Here is a 19,086-nt window from a genome sequence, read left to right on the forward strand (position 1 = left end):
TGAGCTTTCAGGTATCCTTTTTTCTATCATACTTTCTGCATGAAGGAAATCCCTGGTTTTCCTGTCAAAATTAACACACTAGCGCGTATATTACCGCGATGAGCAAAAACGCGCTCATTGGGTAACTCCCCCCCCTGGTGGTATTCGTGTCCCCGAATCAGAAGCACAAAAGTATAGTGACTTCCAAGGCTATAACGGACGCACCACAGGTCGGGATCTCACTCAAGTACCAGAAGCACGATCATAAGGAGACAGATCATGGTTAACGACTTTTTGCAAAAAGCGAAAGATTTTTTAGTAGGCTTAGGTGATAAACGAGATCAAGAAGAAATCCGTCCACCTCGTGATGATCTAAACGAAGCCAATTTTGGTGATGTTCGTCCCGCCAGTGAAGACCCCTATGGCGACCCCGCTAACCAAGGCAATTTTGATAATGTTCGTCCCGCCAGTGAAGACCCTTATGGCGACCCCGCCGACCAAGGTAACTTTGGTAATGTTCGTCCCGCCAGTGAAGATCCCTATGGCGACCCCGCCGACGAGGAAAATTAACTTCTATTAATGAAGAGAAGTGTGAGGGAGTTGGAGGTCAAGTTTCCTGCAAAATCTCCAACGCCCTGGTAATATTTTCCCTCACCGACTCCGCCGAAGTCTGCAAAGCTGCTTTTTCCTGATCATTAATATTCACTTCCACAATTTTTTTAATTCCCTCATTTCCTAACAAGCAAGGAACACCAATTACCACATCATTTAAACCATATTCTCCTTGCAAATAGGCCGCCATTGGTAACAACCGAGATTCATTTAATAATATTGACTGCACCATAATTGAAGTCGCCGAAGCCGGAGCAAAAAACGCCCCACCAGTCTGCATTAATTCCACAATTTCTGCGCCACCATTGCGAGTTCTGGCGACTAAATTATCAATGGTTTTTTGACTTAATAATTCTGTAATGGGAATCCCATTGACTGTGGCATAGCGAGATAAAGGAACCATCAAATCTCCATGACTTCCTAATACCATTGCTTTGACATCTGCGGGTAAAACTCCTAATTCTAAAGCTACAAAAGTTTCAAATCTGGCAGAATCTAAAACCCCAGCCATACCCATAACTCGACTTCTAGGTAAACCTGTAGTTTGCCAAGTTAAATAAGTCATCACATCCAAAGGATTTGTGACCACTATAAAAATAGCATCAGGAGAATGAGCGATCGCATTTTTAGCCGCATTTACCACAATCTGGGCATTGACTTTCAGCAAATCATCCCGACTCATCCCCGGTTTGCGAGGAAAACCCGCCGTAATCACGACAATATTGGAATTAGCCGTATCTGCATAGTTGTTAGTTCCGCTAATTTGCCGATTATGGGACTCAATTCCCCGCGCTTCCAGCAAATCTAAAGCCAAACCTTGAGGCATCCCGGCAACAATATCCAACAATACCACATCAGCCAGATTTTTCTCAGCAATGCGTTGGGCTAAAGTGCTACCAACTCTCCCTGCGCCCACAATCGTTACCAGGGGAGAATTACCAACAATTGGGGAATTAGACATAATTTTTCGATAATTGCGATTCTTTAATCATAGTCCGGTGGGTTAGCGACAATGTAACCCACCATATTGCTAACTTTTAGGCTCAAGCACAACTACCAATTACACAAACTCTTCCAACTGTGACAACTTTAACCAAATATTTGGGGTTGGTACTTGTCCAAACTTCACCAAAGCATAATCACCCTTGATATCCACAATTTCCCCTTGGGTTTCAAACAAATAACTAGGTAAACGGGAATCACTAGCCTGAGATTCTAGACTATTTTCCAGCTTTTCCCGAATAGCCCGCACCATATTTCCTTTTTTAATAGCCATAAGTTCCCCTCGTTCCAAAATAAACGCTTTTACTGAAAATTTTAGCTTGTACCCAGACACAAGGGGAATTTTTCTATTAATTACCTTGTTTTTTAGTCCTTATATTTTCTGCCGCGCCATTGCTTGGGAGTGTGAAATGCAGATAAAAAGATGCGTAGCACCGCTAAAGGAGAAAGCCAGAATAACCAACCACCGGTGGCATCTTTGCGATCATAAGAGAGAGCGATCGCTAATAATAAAGCAAAATGAACAGGATTAACATACTAGTCTATCAGTACCATTAGCAGAACAGAGGCAACTAAAAGCGACATTATTAGCTACAATACCATCTGGTAAAATTGCAGAAATTGTGGAGGAGCAAAGACAAACCGTAGCTTTGCCTTTTTGGGGAATTGCTGGTTTGGGTTTGTTATTGGGTATTTCCCTCAATCAACCCATTGGCTTATTAGCAGCTATTGGGGGGACTGTAGCAGCCTTTAGAATACAAAAATGGGGTTGGCAATTACAGGCAAATCGCCTATTATTACGGACATTGGAAGATATTGAAACCCGGATTTCTCAACCTAGTAATTGAGTACAAACAACAAATTAATTGAGGAGATAGAAGTTATGACAAAGTATGATTATATTTTCAAGTCCAAAGACAAAATCGAAGAATCATTGAATGAACCAGAGGCAGTAGCAGCAATTGGTGTGATTACTACCATAGTTGATTGTGGAGTTGAAGATATAGATGCAGAAAGTTTAGCTGATATTCTCTGGGAGTTTGAAATATTTGATGAATACTCAGAAGAAGAAATGCTAGAAACGGTGGATAGACTCGTAGAAATTGCCAGAGAGGCTGGATTAGGTTCTTTGTTTAATGCTGCTAATGCAGGGATTTCTGATGAGGCAGTTTTAGATGGTTTTGCGGCTGGAGTGATTATGCTTTTAGATGCGGAAAATTTAATTATTCCAGCAAATAAAAAGGTTTTTCTGAAACAACTACAAATAGCTTTAGAACTGGATGATGAAGAAGCGGAAGAAATTATCAAAGAGATAATTGCCTCAATAGAAGCTGGGGATGAGGAAGAATATCTTGATGAAGAATATGAAGCAGTCATTTTCAATGAAGCTGGTGAACAATTTTATCAATCACCTTTGGGTAACTTTATAGTTCCTATTCCTTTAAATTATGAACAGGGCGGACAATTGCAAACGGAGGAAGGAATGGTGAGTTTTGCGGATGATATTGGTACTTTACTCAGAATTGATTATTATCCTCTCTCTCTAGAAGAAATTGATGATCTGGAATCCCAGGAAGATGAAGGATATCTGCATAGGGTTTTGGTGGATAAATATGTCCCCCAAGCAATTATTTCTCATGTTCCTACGGCGGAAGTGAAACATAAAGAATATTGGCAAGATACTTTAGAAAGTTATTACTATGTATTAGTAAATATGCCTCAAGGTTCAACTATATCCAAGCAAGAAACTAATGGCAATAATGGCATAAAATTAGATGCCTATAGAGGATTGTTGTCTTTTGTTAATAATGAATGTTTGTATATAGTTAGTAGTCAACGCAGCTTTTTAAATGGGGAAGTACCTGGTTCTGTGAAGGAAGAGGCCAAGAAAATGAAAAAAGCTATTTTAGATTTTGTCAATACGATTGAGTTTGCCTAAATCTCAATTTCTCAATTTTAGCAGTAGTCAGACGTTTGGGCGCAGGCCCTGCGCCCCTACTGGTTATGAAAATTTGGATTTAATGTAGGGGTAGCGCCCCCGTGCCTACCCCGGTATTTGGGGCAACCACAGGGGGTTTGCCCCTACAAAATTGATTGGTTTAGTAATTTTGAAAATGTTTAATGAATTTTGCATAGGTACTTATTAGCGATCGCATAGGACACAATTGCGAGAAACTAAGAATAGGTCTATTAAAATTAGGAGAATCTCATGGCTTGGACTCAAGTTTTAGCTGCTAATGCACTGGCTGCTGGTGCGCGTGAAGTAGTCAAAGTGGGCGATCGCAAGATCCTCCTCTTAAACCACGACAATCAGTTGTATGCTGTTAATGATACCTGTCCTCACTTAAAAATGTCTTTGAAAAAAGGAAAAATCGAAGATGGGGCGATAGTTTGTCCCTTCCACCGCAGTGCATTTGACTTGGGTAATGGAGAAGTAAAAACTTGGTGTCCCTTCCCACCCGTAGTTGGTAAATTACTATCAATGGTTTCCTCGGAAAAAACTTTACCAACCTATCCTATAAAAGTAGAAGCTGGCAACATTTTAATTGATGTCTAAGTAGTAGGGGCGGGGTTTCCCCGCCCTCAATTGTATTGCTACTTAACTGATTTTTGAATATTTATTAATCATTGTTTTCACATTTAATAAATGTTCTTCAACAATTTCGGGAACTTCAGTATGGGTTTCAATAATTAACTTACCAATCGTATTAGTAGCTATTTCATTAATAGCATCAATCAAAAGATTGGGCATAGTAATATTAGCTTCAGCAATTTCTTTAATAGTAGCTTTGGGGTTATCTTGTTCCAGTATGGCTTTCAAAACCTGAATTTCATAACCGGGGAGATGGTTTAAAAAATTATTCCATTCTGTTGGTAAATTTTCTGTGTGATCATGTTTCCCATTTGTGGAATCTAATGGTTCTAATAATTCATCAAAAGGAAATAAGTCTAAATTATCTTCTTCATTATCGGGCAATGTTGGGGGACTAATTGTTTCCACTTGTTGAAGTAATTCCCAAACTTGATTTTGCAATAAATCCCGTTCATCTTGTAAGACGGAAATTTGATTTTGCAGTTGATTAACTTCCGTTTTTTGTTCTAATGTCTTATTCTGTAATAATTGGAGTGTATTTTCCAGATTATTTCTAGTTATACCTGTTTCTGCTAGTAAATCATTTTGCTTAGTAATTTCCAGTTCTTTATTTTGAATTTCTATGCGTAGTTCATAAAGCTTTTCTTCTAATTGTGGTTTAAGTCTTTCTAACAAAATCACATCATTTTCTAATTCTTTTTTTTGCTGTTTGATTACATCTAATTGAGGTTGAATTTGGTTGATTTCAGCACGGGAAGCGTGACAATTTAGCTCTAATCTTCGCTTTTCTGTAATCAAATTATTGCAACTATTATTTAGCTCTATATTACTATTCTCTAAATGGGTAAATTCATTTTTAAGATTATAAATTTCGGCTTCAATTTGCTTTTTTTGGGCAGCCAATGTACCGATATCTCGATGCAAACTATCTCTTTGACTACGACAATCTCCAATTTGATTTTCTAACTGCTGAGTTTCTGCATACAATAAATTTCTATATTCTTCTAATTGGTTTATTTCCTTGAGAATACGGGATTTTAATCCTTCTATATCTCGAATCCGTCTTTGGAGAGAACCAATCATCTTAAACTCATCATTTCTTCGCCGTTTATCAACCAGAAATGCGGCTGCATAAGTAGCTAATACTGTAATTATTCCCGTAAAAAAGGCTCTAGAAATATCCCAATTAGGAACAAGACTTAACCCAAAACTGACACTAAAAGCGGTTATTCCTAGTACGACTCGATGACTAACTACTGTTGGTTGCATCTTACTAGGTTTTATGGTAGCCAAGTTGTTAGAATGATTAGTAATTAACGTCATTATTCCTCACATTTTCACCAAATACAGCTAAATCTGCCTTTAAAAAGTCAATAAACTGCCTTGCGGTTCTGCCAGAACGGCCATTATGACGGGTTGCCCATTGTAAAGCTTTGTATTCTAAATCTTCGGGAGAAATATTGATATTTGCTGCTAGGTGCTGGACTATTTGTAAATAGGTGTTTTGATCTGCGGCTGCAAAAGTTAATGTTAGACCAAAGCGATCGCTAAAAGACAACTTTTCTTGCATTGTATCCCAACCATGAACTTCATTGTTATCCTTGGGGGCTGGTCTATCAGTAAAATATTCCCGAATTAAATGGCGACGGTTAGACGTAGCATATACAACTACATTTTCCGGTCTAGCAGTTACATTACCCTCTAAAACTACTTTCATGGCTTTGAAACTATCATCATCTTCTTCAAAGGAAAGATCATCTACAAAAATAATAAATTTCTGGGGAACACCTCGCAACAATTCGACAATTTTTGGTAAATCTGGCAATTCCGACTTAGATACTTCTATTAAGCGCAAATTTCTATGACTATATTCATTTAATAAAGATTTAACTAAAGAAGACTTACCTGAACCACGACTACCATACAGTAATACGTGCAATGCAGTTTCGCCTGACAATAAAAACTCTGTGTTTTTCACTAAAGCATCTTTTTGCCACTCGTAACCCACCAATGTAGACAGTTTCACCCCATCAGGACAAGTAATACCAACTAACTGCCCACTTTGCCAACGGAAAGCCCTATATTGGGAAAATAAACCAGTTCCATATTGCTGATAATAAGCGGCTAAATCTGTCACCGCATCACCCCAATTTGCCAACTGGGGAAGAGATGCCATTAAACCCGTTTCTCCCCCTAGAGTTTCCGGTTCTCGATACCAAACTACAGGAGAAGTAGGTAAATGCGTCGCCATTTGTACCCACTCGCTCAAAACCGCACTATTACATTCATATAAACTTTGTAATATTTGCAAATCATGTTGCACGGCCACTATTAAAGCCAAAGGTAATTGCCTAAACTCCTGCCGTTGTGCCAATTTGCTAAAAGGATTATCCGCAGTGAGAATTTGCCCAATCAGATATTCTTCCCAGGTTTGATGACTATTGGCTAAAGCTTGGAAATAACTACCGTAAGCCTGGAGGCAATCTCGCCCATCTGCATCAGTATAACGGATGGTTTGTAATAAATTCAGAAACGCTCTACCTACGTCGCTATCTAGGACAGATTGATACAGTAAAAGGGAGGCAGCTTGGCGTTGTAGAAGTTGAACCGCTGTATAAGATGTAGTATTTGCCGTCAGCATTGGTAGATGATCCATCAATCAACTGGTTAAAAGGGAACTGGGGATTGGGGGCTGGGGACAGAAAAATCAATTGTATAATTAATTCGGTTCCATTACTTATGTCTAATTTATATTATTCTTGCCTCCCTCCATTCTTCTTTCTTCTTCTTCCTCCTCCTGACTCCTGACTCCTGACTCCTCCTCCTAACTCCTGTACCTACAGGAATACAAGTGTAGCCATTCATATATTATACTAAAGAACATTGGGGACAAAAGTCAACTAATACTGGTTATAATCAGGATAAATTGCTAACATACATACAGGAAATATAGATCACTGGTAACTGTAAGTAACCCTTGTTGTAACTGGATATGTCCTAGCAATTATTTCAGAAACAGTAATGTTTGATTCAAGGTGCAAAGCTCTACTACAGATATTGTAAAGATTTTATAGTTTCTTCCGTAGACTTGAAAGTAAAAAAATAGCTAATATTGCCATTTTGGCAGGTCTTTCTGACACAAATGAGATATTAGTAGATAGTAGCAATGTTTCGTAAATTTTTTACCATTAACCTAAGAACTGCTACAGCCACCTCAATATTGACTGCGGTAACTCTTTAGCCATTTAAATAACTAGGAAATAATTCATGTTATTATCACTGTCTTCTCAAAATGTTATCCAGTATCTGCTCAAGGCAGGACTGTGTAGCGCGGAAGATGGCGCTGCATATAAATCTGTATTGCCAGAAAATAGCAATAAAAATGGGAATTTACTGGTAATCCTGGCAAATAATCGCCAACTACTGATTAAACAAGAACGTCACATTAATAATGATCAAAATTGCCATGAACTCTTTAATGAATGGCTGTTTCACCAACTATTGCAGAAATTTCCAGTGATTGGTAATATTGGAGCGATCGCATCATCATTGTTACATTTTGATGAAGAAAATTCTATTCTGGTGCGGAGCTACTTCAGCGAATATGTGGAGTTAGGAAAATTTTATCAACAGAGTAGTATATTTCCTACAGCAATCGCCAGCGCGATTGGTACTACGTTAGCAGGATTACACCGAGCCACGTTCAATAAACGTGAGTATCGTGATTTTATGTCTACTGCCCCCGCAGGACAGTTTCGTTATAATTTTTACAATCCCGCCCAAGGCATACCCTCAATAAATCCAGACACATTTGGGACAATTCCCACTGAGGCGCTACAATTTCACCGTCTGTATCAGCGTTACGAAAGTTTAGAATCAGCGATCGCTGACTTAGCGTATGATTGGAAACCATCTTGTTTAACTCACAACGATTTACAATTAAGCAATATTCTCGTTCACTCTCGATGGGAACAGCTAGATAACTGCTTGACAAAACTAATTGACTGGGAAGCTTGCACTTGGGGAGATCCAGCTTTTGATTTAGGAACTTTATTAGCCAGTTATTTACGCCTGTGGCTGTCCAGCTTAATCGTAGATCCGACATTAGAGCTAGAAGAATCTTTAAACTTAGCCATGATTCCTCTAGAAGCAATACAGCCTTCCATCTTAGCATTAATTCAGGCTTATCTTGATGCCTTCCCCATGATTTTAGAATATCATCAAGACTTCATTTTGCGGGTAATTAAGTTTGCAGGTTTAGCATTAATTCAACAAATTCAACACAGAATTGAATCCCAAAAATCCTTTGACAATAGTAACTTATGTATGCTCGAAGTTGCTAAAAGCCTCTTAACAATGCCAGACCAATCAGTATTAACAATTTTTGGCATTTCCGCCGCCGAAATCCTCCAATCTGTCCCCACACTTCAGAAACTTCCCCAACCCCAAAAAGAACAACAATTAGTGCGTCTTTATTACGAAAAAACTCGTCTACGCGGTTGTTAGTAATATGATGAAAATCCATGATTTCATCCCTTCTTATCCGCGTTTATCTGCGTTCATTTGCGTTCAATAATTCTTGAAATATATATTCTCCTAAAATTTGAGGTGCAAAACACATTAATGTTTGATGACTCTACCAATCAAATTCTCAATACATTATTCGATATTGCCAGTAATATCCAGATTGAACCTAATTTTTGTATTTACCATCCCAATTATCAACCTTTTGCCTTACCCACAAATATAGCAAATAGGTTTCAACAAAACTCACCTTCCTTAAAACAGAAATATTTGAATATACTGTTAAGAAATTTCCTCTATGGTATTTATTACAATGGTTCACTACAAACAGTTTTAGCCACAAATAATAATTGTCAATCTCCGGTAAATTTCCTAGAAAATAATAGTTTAGGTGTAGATGAAGAATTTTATGAACAACTACATCATAGCAATCATGGGACAGGTCATTATGAACCCAATTGGCAGATTTTGAGAATTGAACCTGATGGGAGTATGGCTGTAAATAAAGATGGATTAACCTTATATATTGAGCCAGAATGTCATCTACAACCCCGGAAAAAGTCACCTAAAGTGGGGGAATTAATAGCAATATGGATGCCTAAAAATCGCTTACAGAATGGCTGTTATGTCGCAGTAAGTAATACAGCAATAGAAAATCAAGATCAACAAAATACTGATTTAGAAGTAGGGCGGATTTACTTTAATATTACATCAGCCGGGGCAATTGTCCTCATGGATAGCTTAACCCAAGCCTTGAATAATGAATCAATCGTCTTCAGTTTTCAAGTTCTTTATAATCCTGCTGCATATCAGCGTTATGATGCTGGCGTGCTGCATTTTGAAAGTCAAGATTACCCCACAATTCGGAATATTCTGCAAGATATTTATCAAAAACATCAAGCTTACTTTCAGCCAGAAATTCCCTTATTTACGAAATTTTTAGCACCAGGATTAGGGTTAGCAGAAGAACCAAATCAAAAATTTGCTTCTCAAGAAAGTTTTGGCATGAATCGTTGTCAAATTGTTGCCAATGCGTTATTAGAATCTTGGCAAAAGGGTAAAAATGCCCTGGAAGAAAGAATAGAAGTCATTAACCAACACTTTGCCAGAAACTTGATTGACGTGCAGCATCCCTATCTGAATCCGGCTTCTGAGGATATTTATCAGCCGTTAATTTAAGTAGTAAAGGAGGGCTTACGAATTGATTAAGTTTCCTAAATACTAAGATGTGGATTTTATCTCTTGTAGGGTGCGTCAGACCCGATAATTTGCTAAAAAACAGATTTCCTCTATCTGACGCACTAAATACTAAGATGTGGATTTTATCTCTTGTAGGGTGCGTCAGACCCGATAATTTGCTAAAAAACAGATTTCCTCTATCTGACGCACCCTACTAAATAAGTTATTTTCAAGGGCGAAAACGACGCAATTTTGTTCATTTATATGATCGTAAGTTAGTGAACGTGCGTAATTCTAGTAATTTAGGCGATCGCTTTTTTGGGCAATTTCTCCAAATATGCACTTTTAGCACTGACACAGTATGATCTAAATCACTGAATTAAACATCTTTGGCGTTACATGATGAACCAAATCCATCATCACTGAATTTATCATGGGTATCTTAATTTCAATCCTCACTCAGATAATTTTTCTACTCCTGGTATTGCGAGTGATTTTCTTACTCCTAGATAGAGTAATCGAGGTTTACAGGAAAAAAAGATCAATTTACCAACCGAAATGGGGAGAGATACAAGAGTCCAGAAAGTCCAGAGATAAAAGGAATAAAAGGCTTTCACAAATTAAGCATCAGTCCTCAAATAGTTCTAGCTTTTCCGGTCGTCAATGGAATAAACTGTTATTAAAAGTTCAGGGAGATATTCCCACAGCCGAAAGATTAATCAACAATCTCAAAATTAAACATCCTGGAAAAAGTGACAAATGGTACATCGAAAAAGCCATTTTTGATTTAGAACGTGATAAAGGTCGTTATTAAATACAGAAATTAGCAGTCATCACAATCATCACTAAACATACTTTGAGTTTCCCGCACTCACCTACTGAATATAAAGTAAAATAATATGTAATAACAGATTTTAATTCAGGACATTTTTACAATGGCTTTTACATATTACTACACCGTAAGATTTCAAGATACTGATGGGGCTGGAGTCGTTTATTTCGCTAATATCTTGAGAATTTGTCATGAAGCTTATGAGGTTTCATTAGCAGCTTCTGGTATTAATCTTAAATCATTTTTTACTAATCCATCTGTCGCTTTTCCTATTGTTCATGCAAATGTAGATTTTTTACGTCCTATGTATTGTGGTGACAATTTAATGATTAGTTTATTAGTAGAAAAAATAGGTTTAGATAAGTTTGAAATTACCTATGAGATGATTATAGATGAAGTCATAGTTGCAAAGGCAATTACTAGGCACATTTGCATTGATACAAGTAGTAAAATGAAGCAAGAATTACCAGATTATATAAATAATTGGTTAACAACTAATCACAGAGATGCGGAGGGTGCAGAAAGAAGAAAGTCAAGAGAAGAGGTGATGTAATTAGTTGTTTTTTAGAATATCTTCGGCGATTTTTTGGAGTTGTTGACGGTTGATTTTACCTTGATTATTCCGAGGTAAGTTTGGTAGGGAAATCCAATGTTTGGGAATTTTGAATTTACTCAGTTGATTTTTTAGTTGAGTTTGAATTTGCAAATGAGAAATATTTTGATGACTGGGAATATAAATAGCTGTTAATGCTTGTCCCCAATGTTTATCAGGTACACCAATTACACAAACATCTATTACCATTTGAGTTTTTCTAATCGCTGCTTCAATTTCGATTGGGTAAACATTTTCTCCACCTGTAATAATTTTGTCGCTATCTCTGCCAATAATATGTAAATAGCCTTGATGATCTAAAAAACCAATATCATCAACTACAAAGTTATTTCTATTTTCCCAGATTTGGGGATAATAACCTAATGCTAAAGATTGAGTTTGAATATTTATATTTCCCGGTGGATTATCAATACTAATTTTAACATGGGGCAGAACTTTTCCACTATTAAATTTACCTTGTAAGAATTGATCAGGTTTGAGTGTTGCTATTTGAGAAGCGGTTTCTGTCATTCCATAGGTAGGTGCTAATCTAATTTGATGAAATCTCGCTTTTTCTAATAGTTCATTCCAAGGTGGCGCACCTCCTAAAAGGACAGTAGAAAATTGGGATAACCATTGAGTTAATTCGGGATTTTGGTAGATTTTTTGTAATTGGGTAGGAACTAAAGATATAAAAAAATCGTGGGGATTAATATTTGGTATTTGAGAAGATTCTAATATTTTAGATGAGGTTATGACTAATTTACCTCCTGTTGTGAATGAACGCATAAATTGCATTAATCCACTCACATGATACAAGGGTAATATACAAAATGAATTAACTGAATTGATTTGAAAATATTCTGTAAATCCCTGTACGGAGGCGGTTAATGTTTGCCATGTATGAATAGCAAATTTGATCTTTCCTGATGAACCACCAGTGGGAATCATGATAGAATTGGTAATGGGTAATTGGTGATTGGTGATTGGTGATTTGAAAAAGTTATAATCTATTCCTAAAACTATATCTGGTTGAATTAAATTAAAGACTTGTTCCCATTCGTCTGAACTCCAATCTGGGTTACAGAGAAAAACTGGACATTTAGCTGCACAAGCAGCAATAAAACTGGCTAAAAATCTCACTGGTGATTTTTCTGCAATGATGATTTTTGGATTTGATAACTGGGTGAATTTTAAATATAATTCTGTTACTATCTTTGGTAATTCTTGGCTATGATCACAAATTAGCCAATCATGATTTTGGATATTATTTAAAAGGTTTTCCATAGACTTTCTAGCCAGTTTGCTTCTTGTTGTTGAAAAAAGTGATTAATCCCAAAGCCAACAGCGCGGTTATTTGTGGATAATTCTGAGGCTAATTGTAGTGAGGCTTGTCTCCCAATTTCGGTTTCAAATACAGATGAAAATACCATATCAATTTGATGTTGTTTACAAAACTCTCTTAACCGAGATGGTGAACCGAATATCCCCGGTTTAATCACAAATATTCCTCGCCAACCTTGCTGAAAACATGATTCTAATTGGTGGAGATTGGCGATAGATTCATCTAAGGCTATAGGTGTTAAATATAATTTACTTAATTCTTGCATTGCTGTAAATTTATCTACAGATAAAGGTTGTTCAATAAATTCAATTTTGGGTAAGAATTGATCACATTTTTTTAACCATAATTTAGCTTGTTGATAAGTAAGTCCACCATTAGCATCTAAACGTAATTTTGCTGATGTTGGTAAACTGGAAATAAGTAAATCAAATATTTCTAATTCTTGATTGATTTCATTAACACCGATTTTCCATTTAAATGTTTTATATCCTTGTTCCCATAAGTTACTCCATTGATTTAATGCTGATTTTCCGGCTGGTAATAAGCCACTGTAAGCACCTGGCGACTGGAAGTCGCGGCTACACAGGCGAAACCCACCTTCGTGGGTTAGATTAACTGCTAAGGCTGATTCAAAAGCAAATTGACAGGCTGGTAAGTTGTCGGGAATTGCGAAAATTATCTCTGTGGTAATTGTTTGTGGAAGTTGACGACAAAAATCTAAGGCTTGTTCTATGGTTTCTGAACCAAACCAAGAAATAGGAGAAATTTCTCCCCAAGTAATATGATATTTTTCATCAATTAAACAGATAATTATGCTTTCGCGGATTTCCCAAACTCCATGATTTGTAATAATAGGTTTGGTGAATTTTTGACTAAAGTAACGAAAGGAAAATTGATAAATCATTGAAAAGGAGTCAGGATGTAGGGGCGCAGGGCCTGCGCCCATTCAGGAATAAAGAAAGAAGAAGAGAATTTATCCCCTTTTGTGTTCCTCTCTATATATAGCGTTTTCTAGTCTGATGAGGTACAAAATTATCTGTGTTCATCTGCGTTTATCTGCGTTTAATTCTGACTTTTTGTACCTCACTAGCATAAGAATTGCTATTATTAACCAAGAATAAATCCCACACCCAAAAATAAACAACTTACAAAATGAACTCTGATAGCGATGAATTTAGAGTTACTTACTTTGTCTGGTTGATTGTGATTTTCTAAGACGTGACGACATAATTGAATTGCGAAAGGTAAACTCAGAAAACTTAGTAATGTCCAAATTGGAAAAATATTCAAAATCACAAATAGCAAAGTTAAAGGATAAATACTCGCAGTAAATCCGACTAAAATCTTTGCGCCTGTTTGCGTTCCTAAACGCACAATGGGAGATTTTTTTCCTGCGGCTATGTCATCTGCAACTTGATGAAAATGAGAGCAAAATAACACTAAACTGGTAGCAATGCCCAAAATCACGGAAGCTGCTAAATTGATGATAGACCAAGTTTGAGTTTGACTGTAATAGGCTGCACTCATACCCAATGGACCAAAGGCAAAAAAGCAGAGAAATTCCCCTAAACCCTGATATCCTAGCCGAAAGGGGGGACCTTGATACATATAGCCTAAGCCGCAGCATAAGAGGATTATAGCAATAACTGTGGGGTCTTTTTGCAAAAGAGCGATCGCTATTATTCCCAACAACCCCAAACCTAAACACAAGTTTCCTATCCAAAACATTAAAGTTTTATTACCAGTTAAATTCACCAATGAATGATGTTTGTTTTTATCAATTCCAGTATCAGAATCAAAGACATCATTACTAATATTTTCCCAAGCTAAAATTAAAATCGCCGCCGCAATAAACAAAGAAAATATTGTTATATTAAAAATATTTACTTCCCTAAATGCTACCGCCGAACCTACCCAAATCGGCATAATAGCCACACTGTACATTGGCGGTTTAATAGCCGCCAGCCATAGTTTAGCTTGAGGTGGTGAAATCTGAGTTGAAGTCATCAGTCGTGATTAATTAAATTACCAGAACTTTAGTTATCAGTTAAATTTTATAATTTTCCAGGAAACTTGACTAGCTATTTGAGATTTATGATTGTTGATCACTCATGAGGACAATCAATAAATTACCAAAAAATGCTAGTTTTATGATTATAGGCGAATATCCTGCCATGAAACCTGCTATCTTGCTGCTAAAACAGGATAAACTCCATAATCAAGCTAAGTTTATGCTGGTTAATGGTGACTGAATTATGTTACCTATAAAAATACCACCATGATTCATTACATTTTAGGAAGATAACTTAATAAAAATTAACTTATACATCCATGACAATTTCACCATGTCGTAGCCACACCTTTGTAGATTACAAATACCTTAATCAATTGCTATTAGAGGTTCAGGAAAATTGCCGTCGCCATAATAATAGTAAAATTGTCAGTATTCCTCTAGAAATTAGCTTAGTTGATCCTTTGCTGGTTTTCGATCAATTTAATCAAAAAAATACCATCAACTTTTATTTTGAAAATAGAAGTAATGGTGAAGCAATAGCCGCAATTGGTACTTTAGATAAAGTAGAAGTTTCTGGTCAAGATAGGTTCACAAAATCAGAAGAATTTATCAAAAATTGCTTGAAAAATATCATTCCTATTTATCATCAAAATCAGAATTTTTTCCTACCTCGATTTTTTTGTACTTTTAGTTTTTTTGATCAGCATAAAAAAGCAGATTATCCATTTCCTTCTGCTACAGTTTTCTTACCTTGTTGGCAAATAGCTGTAAAAAATAATCGCTGCACATTAATAATGAATACAATTATTAATTCTCGGATGAATATTACCAAGGTATTGGATAATTTACAATGCCATTTAGAAATTATTAAATCTTTAAATACCCATTCTCTAAATATTGATAAATCTCCTTTAAATTTATATAAAAAAATCACTAACAATGGTGACAGATTTAAAACTTCTGTTTCATCAGTTTTAGAAATAATTCATGCTAACCACTTAAGAAAAATTGTTTTAGCTGATACCTTAGATGTCAGTGCTAATCATGATTTTAATTTATTAAATTCCCTGAATAATCTGCGGCAATCACATCCTAATTGTAATGTATTTTCTACCAGTAATGGTCAAGGACAGAACTTTATTGGTGCTAGTCCAGAACGACTAATTAGTATTCACAAACAGCAGTTAATTACTGATGCTTTGGCAGGTTCAGCCCCCAGAGGAAAAAACCCCACAGAAGATGCTACAAATGCTAATAATTTAGTTAATAGTACCAAAGAAAAACACGAACATAAACTGGTGCTAGATTTTATTACTCAACATTTATCTCAATTGGGTTTATTTCCGCAAATTTTAGCCCCTAGACTCCGACAATTATCTAATATCCAGCATTTATGGACACCAATTAGCGCAGTAGTTCCGAATCATATTCACCCATTACAAATAGTTGCTAAACTCCATCCTACTCCAGCAGTAGCCGGTGCAGCACGAGATATTGCTTGTGCAGAAATCCGTCGTTATGAAAGTTTTGAAAGAGGTCTATATGCAGCGCCTTTAGGTTGGGTAGACGGAGAAGGAAATTGTGAATTTATTGTGGGGATTCGTTCGGCTTTAATTGATGGGAATTATGCGAGACTGTATGCAGGTGCGGGTATTGTTGCCGGTTCAGATCCTGAAAAGGAATTTGCAGAAGTGCAACTTAAATTGCAAGCTTTATTAAAAGCTTTGGTGTAAGCATTCAGCCGTCAGCTATCAGCTATCAGCAAGAATTGAATTGATAAGCATTCTGAATATTAATTACTGATGTCAGTCTTCCCACTTCCAAACGCCGAAAATCCGGTTTTAGCTGAGTGCTGACCACTGATAGCTTAATGCTTACGCTTTGGTTTGAAGTGAGGACTTATGGATAATTATATTCACGGAATGGGCGCAGACCCTGCGCCCCTACTTGTATTATAAGTCTTGATGAGTAAATGATTTTGCATTTGCACCTGTGTAGGTTTTCACAATATGTCCATTACCAGACATTTGATATTTATATGTTATCAAACCTTCTAAACCAACGGGTCCACGCGGAGGCATTTGTTGGGTACTAATTCCCACTTCTGCACCAAATCCATAACGGAAACCATCAGCAAATCGGGTAGAACAATTATGATAAACTCCCGCTGCATTGACTAAACCTTGGAAAGTTTCTGCGGCTGTGATATCTTCAGTAATAATTGCTTCTGTGTGGCGAGAACCATAATTTTCAATATGGGATATGGCTTCATTTAAAGAATCAACTATTTTAATGGCTAAAATCAAATCGCTGTATTCCGTTTGCCAGTCTATTTCTGTGGCTGAGGCAATATTTGGTAAAATTTGTAAAGTGCATTCATCACCTCTTAATTCTACATTTTGTGCTTGTAAAGCTGCGGCAACTTGGGGGAGAAATTCGGCAGCAATGCTACTATGAACTAGCAAAGTTTCAATGGCATTACAAGCAGCAGGATATTGAATTTTAGAATCTACGGTAATACTAATAGCTTTGGTAATATCGGCAAATTGATCTACATAAAGATGACAAATACCATCAGCATGACCTAATACGGGAATCCGGGTATTGTCTTGGACAAATTTCACAAAAGCATTAGAACCTCTGGGAATAATTAAATCTACATATTTATCTAATTGCAATAGTTCTAATATTTCTTCTCTACTGGTTAACAATTGCACGACATCGGGATTAACTGCTGTGTGAGATAATCCTTGTTTAATGGCTTTAACTATAGCTTCGCAAGAACGTAAAGCCTCTTTTCCACCTTTGAGAATTACGCCATTACCGGATTTAATTGCTAAGGAAACTATTTGAATTGCGGCTTCGGGACGGGCTTCAAAAATGATACCTAAAACGCCCAAAGAACAGGTAATGCGTTTGAGAATTAAACCTGTATCAATTTCTCGATGAATTTGAACTTTACCAACAGGATCTTCTAGTTTACCAACATCTCGCACACCAGCGATCGCATCCCTTAATTTATGTTCGTCCAAAAGTAACCGTTTATAAAGGGGTTTAGCGATTCCTGCCGCCGTCGCTGCTTGACAATCAGCCATATTTGCTGCCAAAATATCATCCTGAGCTAATTCTAACGCCTGAGCGATCGCTTCAATCGCTTGATTTTTTTCCTCAGTAGAGAGAACCGCCAGCTTAGTTGCCGCTTGCCGAGTTTGTTGTGCGATAGCTTCGCTTGCAGTAGGCATCGCACTTAAAGGAGAAACAATGTCGAGAATAGTCATAGCACGCCAGAAATTTCAAGTATGGTGACAATCTGTGTCTTTTTCCCATCCTATCAATCTTAGTCGTCAATAATTCTGAGAACTTACGCAAGTGTCACACTAAAAATCTGTTGTAAGTAGCCATCATGAACTGCGTACACCAGGACATATAAAAAACTTCTTATTCCCCTCCTCGCTTGCGGGGAGGGGTTAGGGGTGGGGTTCTTATTCCAGGTTTGATGACAATTTGCTGTAAGTCCAGAAACTTAACCTTCTTGAACTTGACGCTCAAAATCTGAGCAAGTTTTTTCGACTACAGCCAGAGCTAAAGGATAGATATCATGATACTCCTCTTTCAACCAACCCAAAAGATTAGCCAACTGAGCATTCCGTAAATCTAAATCCGTCTGAAAAATAATTGAAGTCGCCATCGCTTGAGCGTATTGAGATGGATGACCTTGACGAATAAACGTATCCACCAAAGCAGCTAAAGCCGTCTGTGGCACAGTAGGAGGAGTTCCTTGCGTAGACATAGGTTTTAGAAAAAATAATTAGTTAAAATCATCCTACTTTATTTCCATAAAGAGTGGCTAATAGTATGACCACTTAACTTTAAATAGAAATTCTGTTGGACTTACGGAAATTTACCGTAGCTAAGGCTTACATACGGAAAGATAATTCTACTTATCTTTTATAGTTCCTACGCATTGGCAAATAGTCTATTCACTTATTTTTTAGAGATACCTACAGCCCAGCCATACCGATAAAGTTGATCTAAATTTTATTCCCAAAATACTCAAAAAGTATGCCCAGCTTAGGTTTACACTGTCTATTTATATTAAAAATAGAACTATAAATCTGATATTTTAATTAAATAAATATAAAAACATTATCCGGGTTGCCTAAGTAATACTGACAAGTAATACAGAGCAGATTCTAAATAATGAATGAATAATGAAATTTACATTTATTTACATTTTTTACCTTCCCATCTATTTACATCTTTTGGAATTAGTGATATTTGTATATTGTGGTTGGTTAAATAACTAACCACCAAACAACAATGAGCTAAGGTGCAAACATTATGGCAGTCGAAAAAACTAATTCTTCCTCCAGCTTGGCAGAAGTTATTGATAGAATCCTTGACAAAGGTATCG

At 36.8% G+C, this 19,086-nt stretch carries 17 protein-coding genes and 3 pseudogenes; 10 read left to right on the forward strand and 10 right to left on the reverse strand.

From position 1 onward, the window contains the following. The first annotated feature begins 258 nt into the window (after nt 1-258). Complete coding sequence (locus FJR05_RS24935) at nt 259-549, forward strand: translation initiation factor (RefSeq protein WP_168646588.1); 291 nt, start codon at nt 259-261, stop codon at nt 547-549. 37 nt (nt 550-586) lie between these two features. Here the strand turns inward: FJR05_RS24935 and mdh are convergent, their stop codons facing one another. The 3 genes and pseudogenes from mdh to FJR05_RS27505 form a co-directional block, all read right to left on the reverse strand. Beyond that, nucleotides 587-1,552: a malate dehydrogenase gene (gene mdh / locus FJR05_RS24940; protein WP_168646589.1), complete on the reverse strand. Its 966-nt coding sequence runs from the start codon at nt 1,550-1,552 to the stop codon at nt 587-589. 99 nt (nt 1,553-1,651) lie between these two features. Next, nucleotides 1,652-1,867 (reverse strand): NAD(P)H-quinone oxidoreductase subunit O, encoded by a 216-nt coding sequence (locus FJR05_RS24945; RefSeq protein WP_168646590.1) that lies wholly within the window; start codon nt 1,865-1,867, stop codon nt 1,652-1,654. 92 nt (nt 1,868-1,959) lie between these two features. Further along, nucleotides 1,960-2,118 (reverse strand): annotated as a pseudogene (locus FJR05_RS27505) (glycosyltransferase family 2 protein); the annotation flags it as partial. A gap of 17 nt (nt 2,119-2,135) precedes the next feature. Here FJR05_RS27505 and FJR05_RS24950 point away from each other — a divergent pair. The 3 genes and pseudogenes from FJR05_RS24950 to FJR05_RS24960 form a co-directional block, all read left to right on the forward strand. Next, a pseudogene (locus FJR05_RS24950) lies at nt 2,136-2,441 on the forward strand (hypothetical protein); the annotation flags it as partial. A 35-nt stretch (nt 2,442-2,476) separates the two neighbouring features. Continuing rightward, nucleotides 2,477-3,532, forward strand: coding sequence for a tellurite resistance TerB family protein (locus FJR05_RS24955; protein WP_168646591.1), 1,056 nt, complete (start codon nt 2,477-2,479; stop codon nt 3,530-3,532). Between the two features lie 270 nt (nt 3,533-3,802). Further along, on the forward strand, nt 3,803-4,150 hold the full coding sequence (locus tag FJR05_RS24960; RefSeq protein ID WP_168646592.1) for a Rieske (2Fe-2S) protein: 348 nt from the start codon (nt 3,803-3,805) through the stop codon (nt 4,148-4,150). 42 nt (nt 4,151-4,192) lie between these two features. On the opposite strand, the gene FJR05_RS24965 is transcribed toward FJR05_RS24960, so the two are convergent. Continuing rightward, nucleotides 4,193-5,455: a tellurite resistance TerB C-terminal domain-containing protein gene (locus FJR05_RS24965; protein WP_168646603.1), complete on the reverse strand. Its 1,263-nt coding sequence runs from the start codon at nt 5,453-5,455 to the stop codon at nt 4,193-4,195. 37 nt (nt 5,456-5,492) lie between these two features. Then, nucleotides 5,493-6,842 (reverse strand): ATP-binding protein, encoded by a 1,350-nt coding sequence (locus FJR05_RS24970; protein WP_168646593.1) that lies wholly within the window; start codon nt 6,840-6,842, stop codon nt 5,493-5,495. Nucleotides 6,843-7,453: 611 nt separating this feature from the next. On the opposite strand from FJR05_RS24970, the gene FJR05_RS24975 reads away from it, so the two are divergent. The 4 genes from FJR05_RS24975 (at nt 7,454) to FJR05_RS24990 (ending at nt 11,274) form a co-directional block, all read left to right on the forward strand. Then, entirely contained in the window at nt 7,454-8,692 is a 1,239-nt protein-coding gene (locus FJR05_RS24975; RefSeq protein ID WP_168646594.1) for a phosphotransferase family protein, read from the forward strand. A gap of 117 nt (nt 8,693-8,809) precedes the next feature. Beyond that, nucleotides 8,810-9,889, forward strand: coding sequence for a T3SS effector HopA1 family protein (locus FJR05_RS24980; RefSeq protein ID WP_168646604.1), 1,080 nt, complete (start codon nt 8,810-8,812; stop codon nt 9,887-9,889). A 433-nt stretch (nt 9,890-10,322) separates the two neighbouring features. Further along, nucleotides 10,323-10,703 carry a hypothetical protein gene (locus tag FJR05_RS24985; RefSeq protein WP_168646595.1) on the forward strand — a complete coding sequence of 127 codons (381 nt, stop codon included), beginning with the start codon at nt 10,323-10,325 and terminating at the stop codon, nt 10,701-10,703. Nucleotides 10,704-10,824: 121 nt separating this feature from the next. Next, a complete protein-coding gene (locus FJR05_RS24990; protein WP_168646596.1) occupies nt 10,825-11,274 on the forward strand; it encodes a thioesterase family protein in 450 nt (149 codons plus the stop codon). On the opposite strand, the gene FJR05_RS24995 is transcribed toward FJR05_RS24990, so the two are convergent. The 3 genes from FJR05_RS24995 to menA form a co-directional block, all read right to left on the reverse strand. Then, the gene (locus FJR05_RS24995; protein WP_168646597.1) at nt 11,275-12,600 is read right to left on the reverse strand and encodes a 2-succinylbenzoate--CoA ligase; all 1,326 of its coding nucleotides are present in this window, start codon (nt 12,598-12,600) and stop codon (nt 11,275-11,277) included. Then, nucleotides 12,585-13,562 (reverse strand): o-succinylbenzoate synthase, encoded by a 978-nt coding sequence (locus FJR05_RS25000; protein WP_168646598.1) that lies wholly within the window; start codon nt 13,560-13,562, stop codon nt 12,585-12,587. Before FJR05_RS25000 ends, FJR05_RS24995 begins: the two co-directional genes overlap by 16 nt. 203 nt (nt 13,563-13,765) lie before the next feature. Beyond that, nucleotides 13,766-14,665, reverse strand: coding sequence for a 2-carboxy-1,4-naphthoquinone phytyltransferase (gene menA / locus FJR05_RS25005; protein WP_168646599.1), 900 nt, complete (start codon nt 14,663-14,665; stop codon nt 13,766-13,768). Between the two features lie 324 nt (nt 14,666-14,989). On the opposite strand from menA, the gene FJR05_RS25015 reads away from it, so the two are divergent. Further along, nucleotides 14,990-16,405 carry an isochorismate synthase MenF gene (locus FJR05_RS25015; protein ID WP_168646601.1) on the forward strand — a complete coding sequence of 472 codons (1,416 nt, stop codon included), beginning with the start codon at nt 14,990-14,992 and terminating at the stop codon, nt 16,403-16,405. A gap of 219 nt (nt 16,406-16,624) precedes the next feature. On the opposite strand, the gene FJR05_RS25020 is transcribed toward FJR05_RS25015, so the two are convergent. Then, a complete protein-coding gene (locus FJR05_RS25020) occupies nt 16,625-17,950 on the reverse strand; it encodes a glutamate-5-semialdehyde dehydrogenase (protein WP_174783853.1) in 1,326 nt (441 codons plus the stop codon). 245 nt (nt 17,951-18,195) lie between these two features. Next, nucleotides 18,196-18,462 (reverse strand): hypothetical protein, encoded by a 267-nt coding sequence (locus FJR05_RS25025; RefSeq protein WP_168646602.1) that lies wholly within the window; start codon nt 18,460-18,462, stop codon nt 18,196-18,198. Nucleotides 18,463-19,013: 551 nt separating this feature from the next. Between FJR05_RS25025 and FJR05_RS25030 the strand changes: the two are divergent. After that, nucleotides 19,014-19,086, forward strand: a pseudogene (locus FJR05_RS25030) (gas vesicle synthesis protein GvpA); the annotation flags it as partial.

The sequence above is a fragment of the Dolichospermum sp. UHCC 0259 genome (assembly GCF_009711935.1).
Taxonomy (GTDB): domain Bacteria; phylum Cyanobacteriota; class Cyanobacteriia; order Cyanobacteriales; family Nostocaceae; genus Dolichospermum.

Coding starts and splice junctions, on each gene's coding strand:
- FJR05_RS24935 (WP_168646588.1), top strand. CDS start 259: ATGGTTAACGACTTTTTGCAAAAAGCGAAAGATTTTTTAGTAGGCTTA.
- mdh (WP_168646589.1), bottom strand. CDS start 1,552: ATGTCTAATTCCCCAATTGTTGGTAATTCTCCCCTGGTAACGATTGTG.
- FJR05_RS24945 (WP_168646590.1), bottom strand. CDS start 1,867: ATGGCTATTAAAAAAGGAAATATGGTGCGGGCTATTCGGGAAAAGCTG.
- FJR05_RS24955 (WP_168646591.1), top strand. CDS start 2,477: ATGACAAAGTATGATTATATTTTCAAGTCCAAAGACAAAATCGAAGAA.
- FJR05_RS24960 (WP_168646592.1), top strand. CDS start 3,803: ATGGCTTGGACTCAAGTTTTAGCTGCTAATGCACTGGCTGCTGGTGCG.
- FJR05_RS24965 (WP_168646603.1), bottom strand. CDS start 5,455: ATGCAACCAACAGTAGTTAGTCATCGAGTCGTACTAGGAATAACCGCT.
- FJR05_RS24970 (WP_168646593.1), bottom strand. CDS start 6,842: ATGGATCATCTACCAATGCTGACGGCAAATACTACATCTTATACAGCG.
- FJR05_RS24975 (WP_168646594.1), top strand. CDS start 7,454: ATGTTATTATCACTGTCTTCTCAAAATGTTATCCAGTATCTGCTCAAG.
- FJR05_RS24980 (WP_168646604.1), top strand. CDS start 8,810: ATGTTTGATGACTCTACCAATCAAATTCTCAATACATTATTCGATATT.
- FJR05_RS24985 (WP_168646595.1), top strand. CDS start 10,323: ATGGGTATCTTAATTTCAATCCTCACTCAGATAATTTTTCTACTCCTG.
- FJR05_RS24990 (WP_168646596.1), top strand. CDS start 10,825: ATGGCTTTTACATATTACTACACCGTAAGATTTCAAGATACTGATGGG.
- FJR05_RS24995 (WP_168646597.1), bottom strand. CDS start 12,600: ATGGAAAACCTTTTAAATAATATCCAAAATCATGATTGGCTAATTTGT.
- FJR05_RS25000 (WP_168646598.1), bottom strand. CDS start 13,562: ATGATTTATCAATTTTCCTTTCGTTACTTTAGTCAAAAATTCACCAAA.
- menA (WP_168646599.1), bottom strand. CDS start 14,665: ATGACTTCAACTCAGATTTCACCACCTCAAGCTAAACTATGGCTGGCG.
- FJR05_RS25015 (WP_168646601.1), top strand. CDS start 14,990: ATGACAATTTCACCATGTCGTAGCCACACCTTTGTAGATTACAAATAC.
- FJR05_RS25020 (WP_174783853.1), bottom strand. CDS start 17,950: ATGACTATTCTCGACATTGTTTCTCCTTTAAGTGCGATGCCTACTGCA.
- FJR05_RS25025 (WP_168646602.1), bottom strand. CDS start 18,462: ATGTCTACGCAAGGAACTCCTCCTACTGTGCCACAGACGGCTTTAGCT.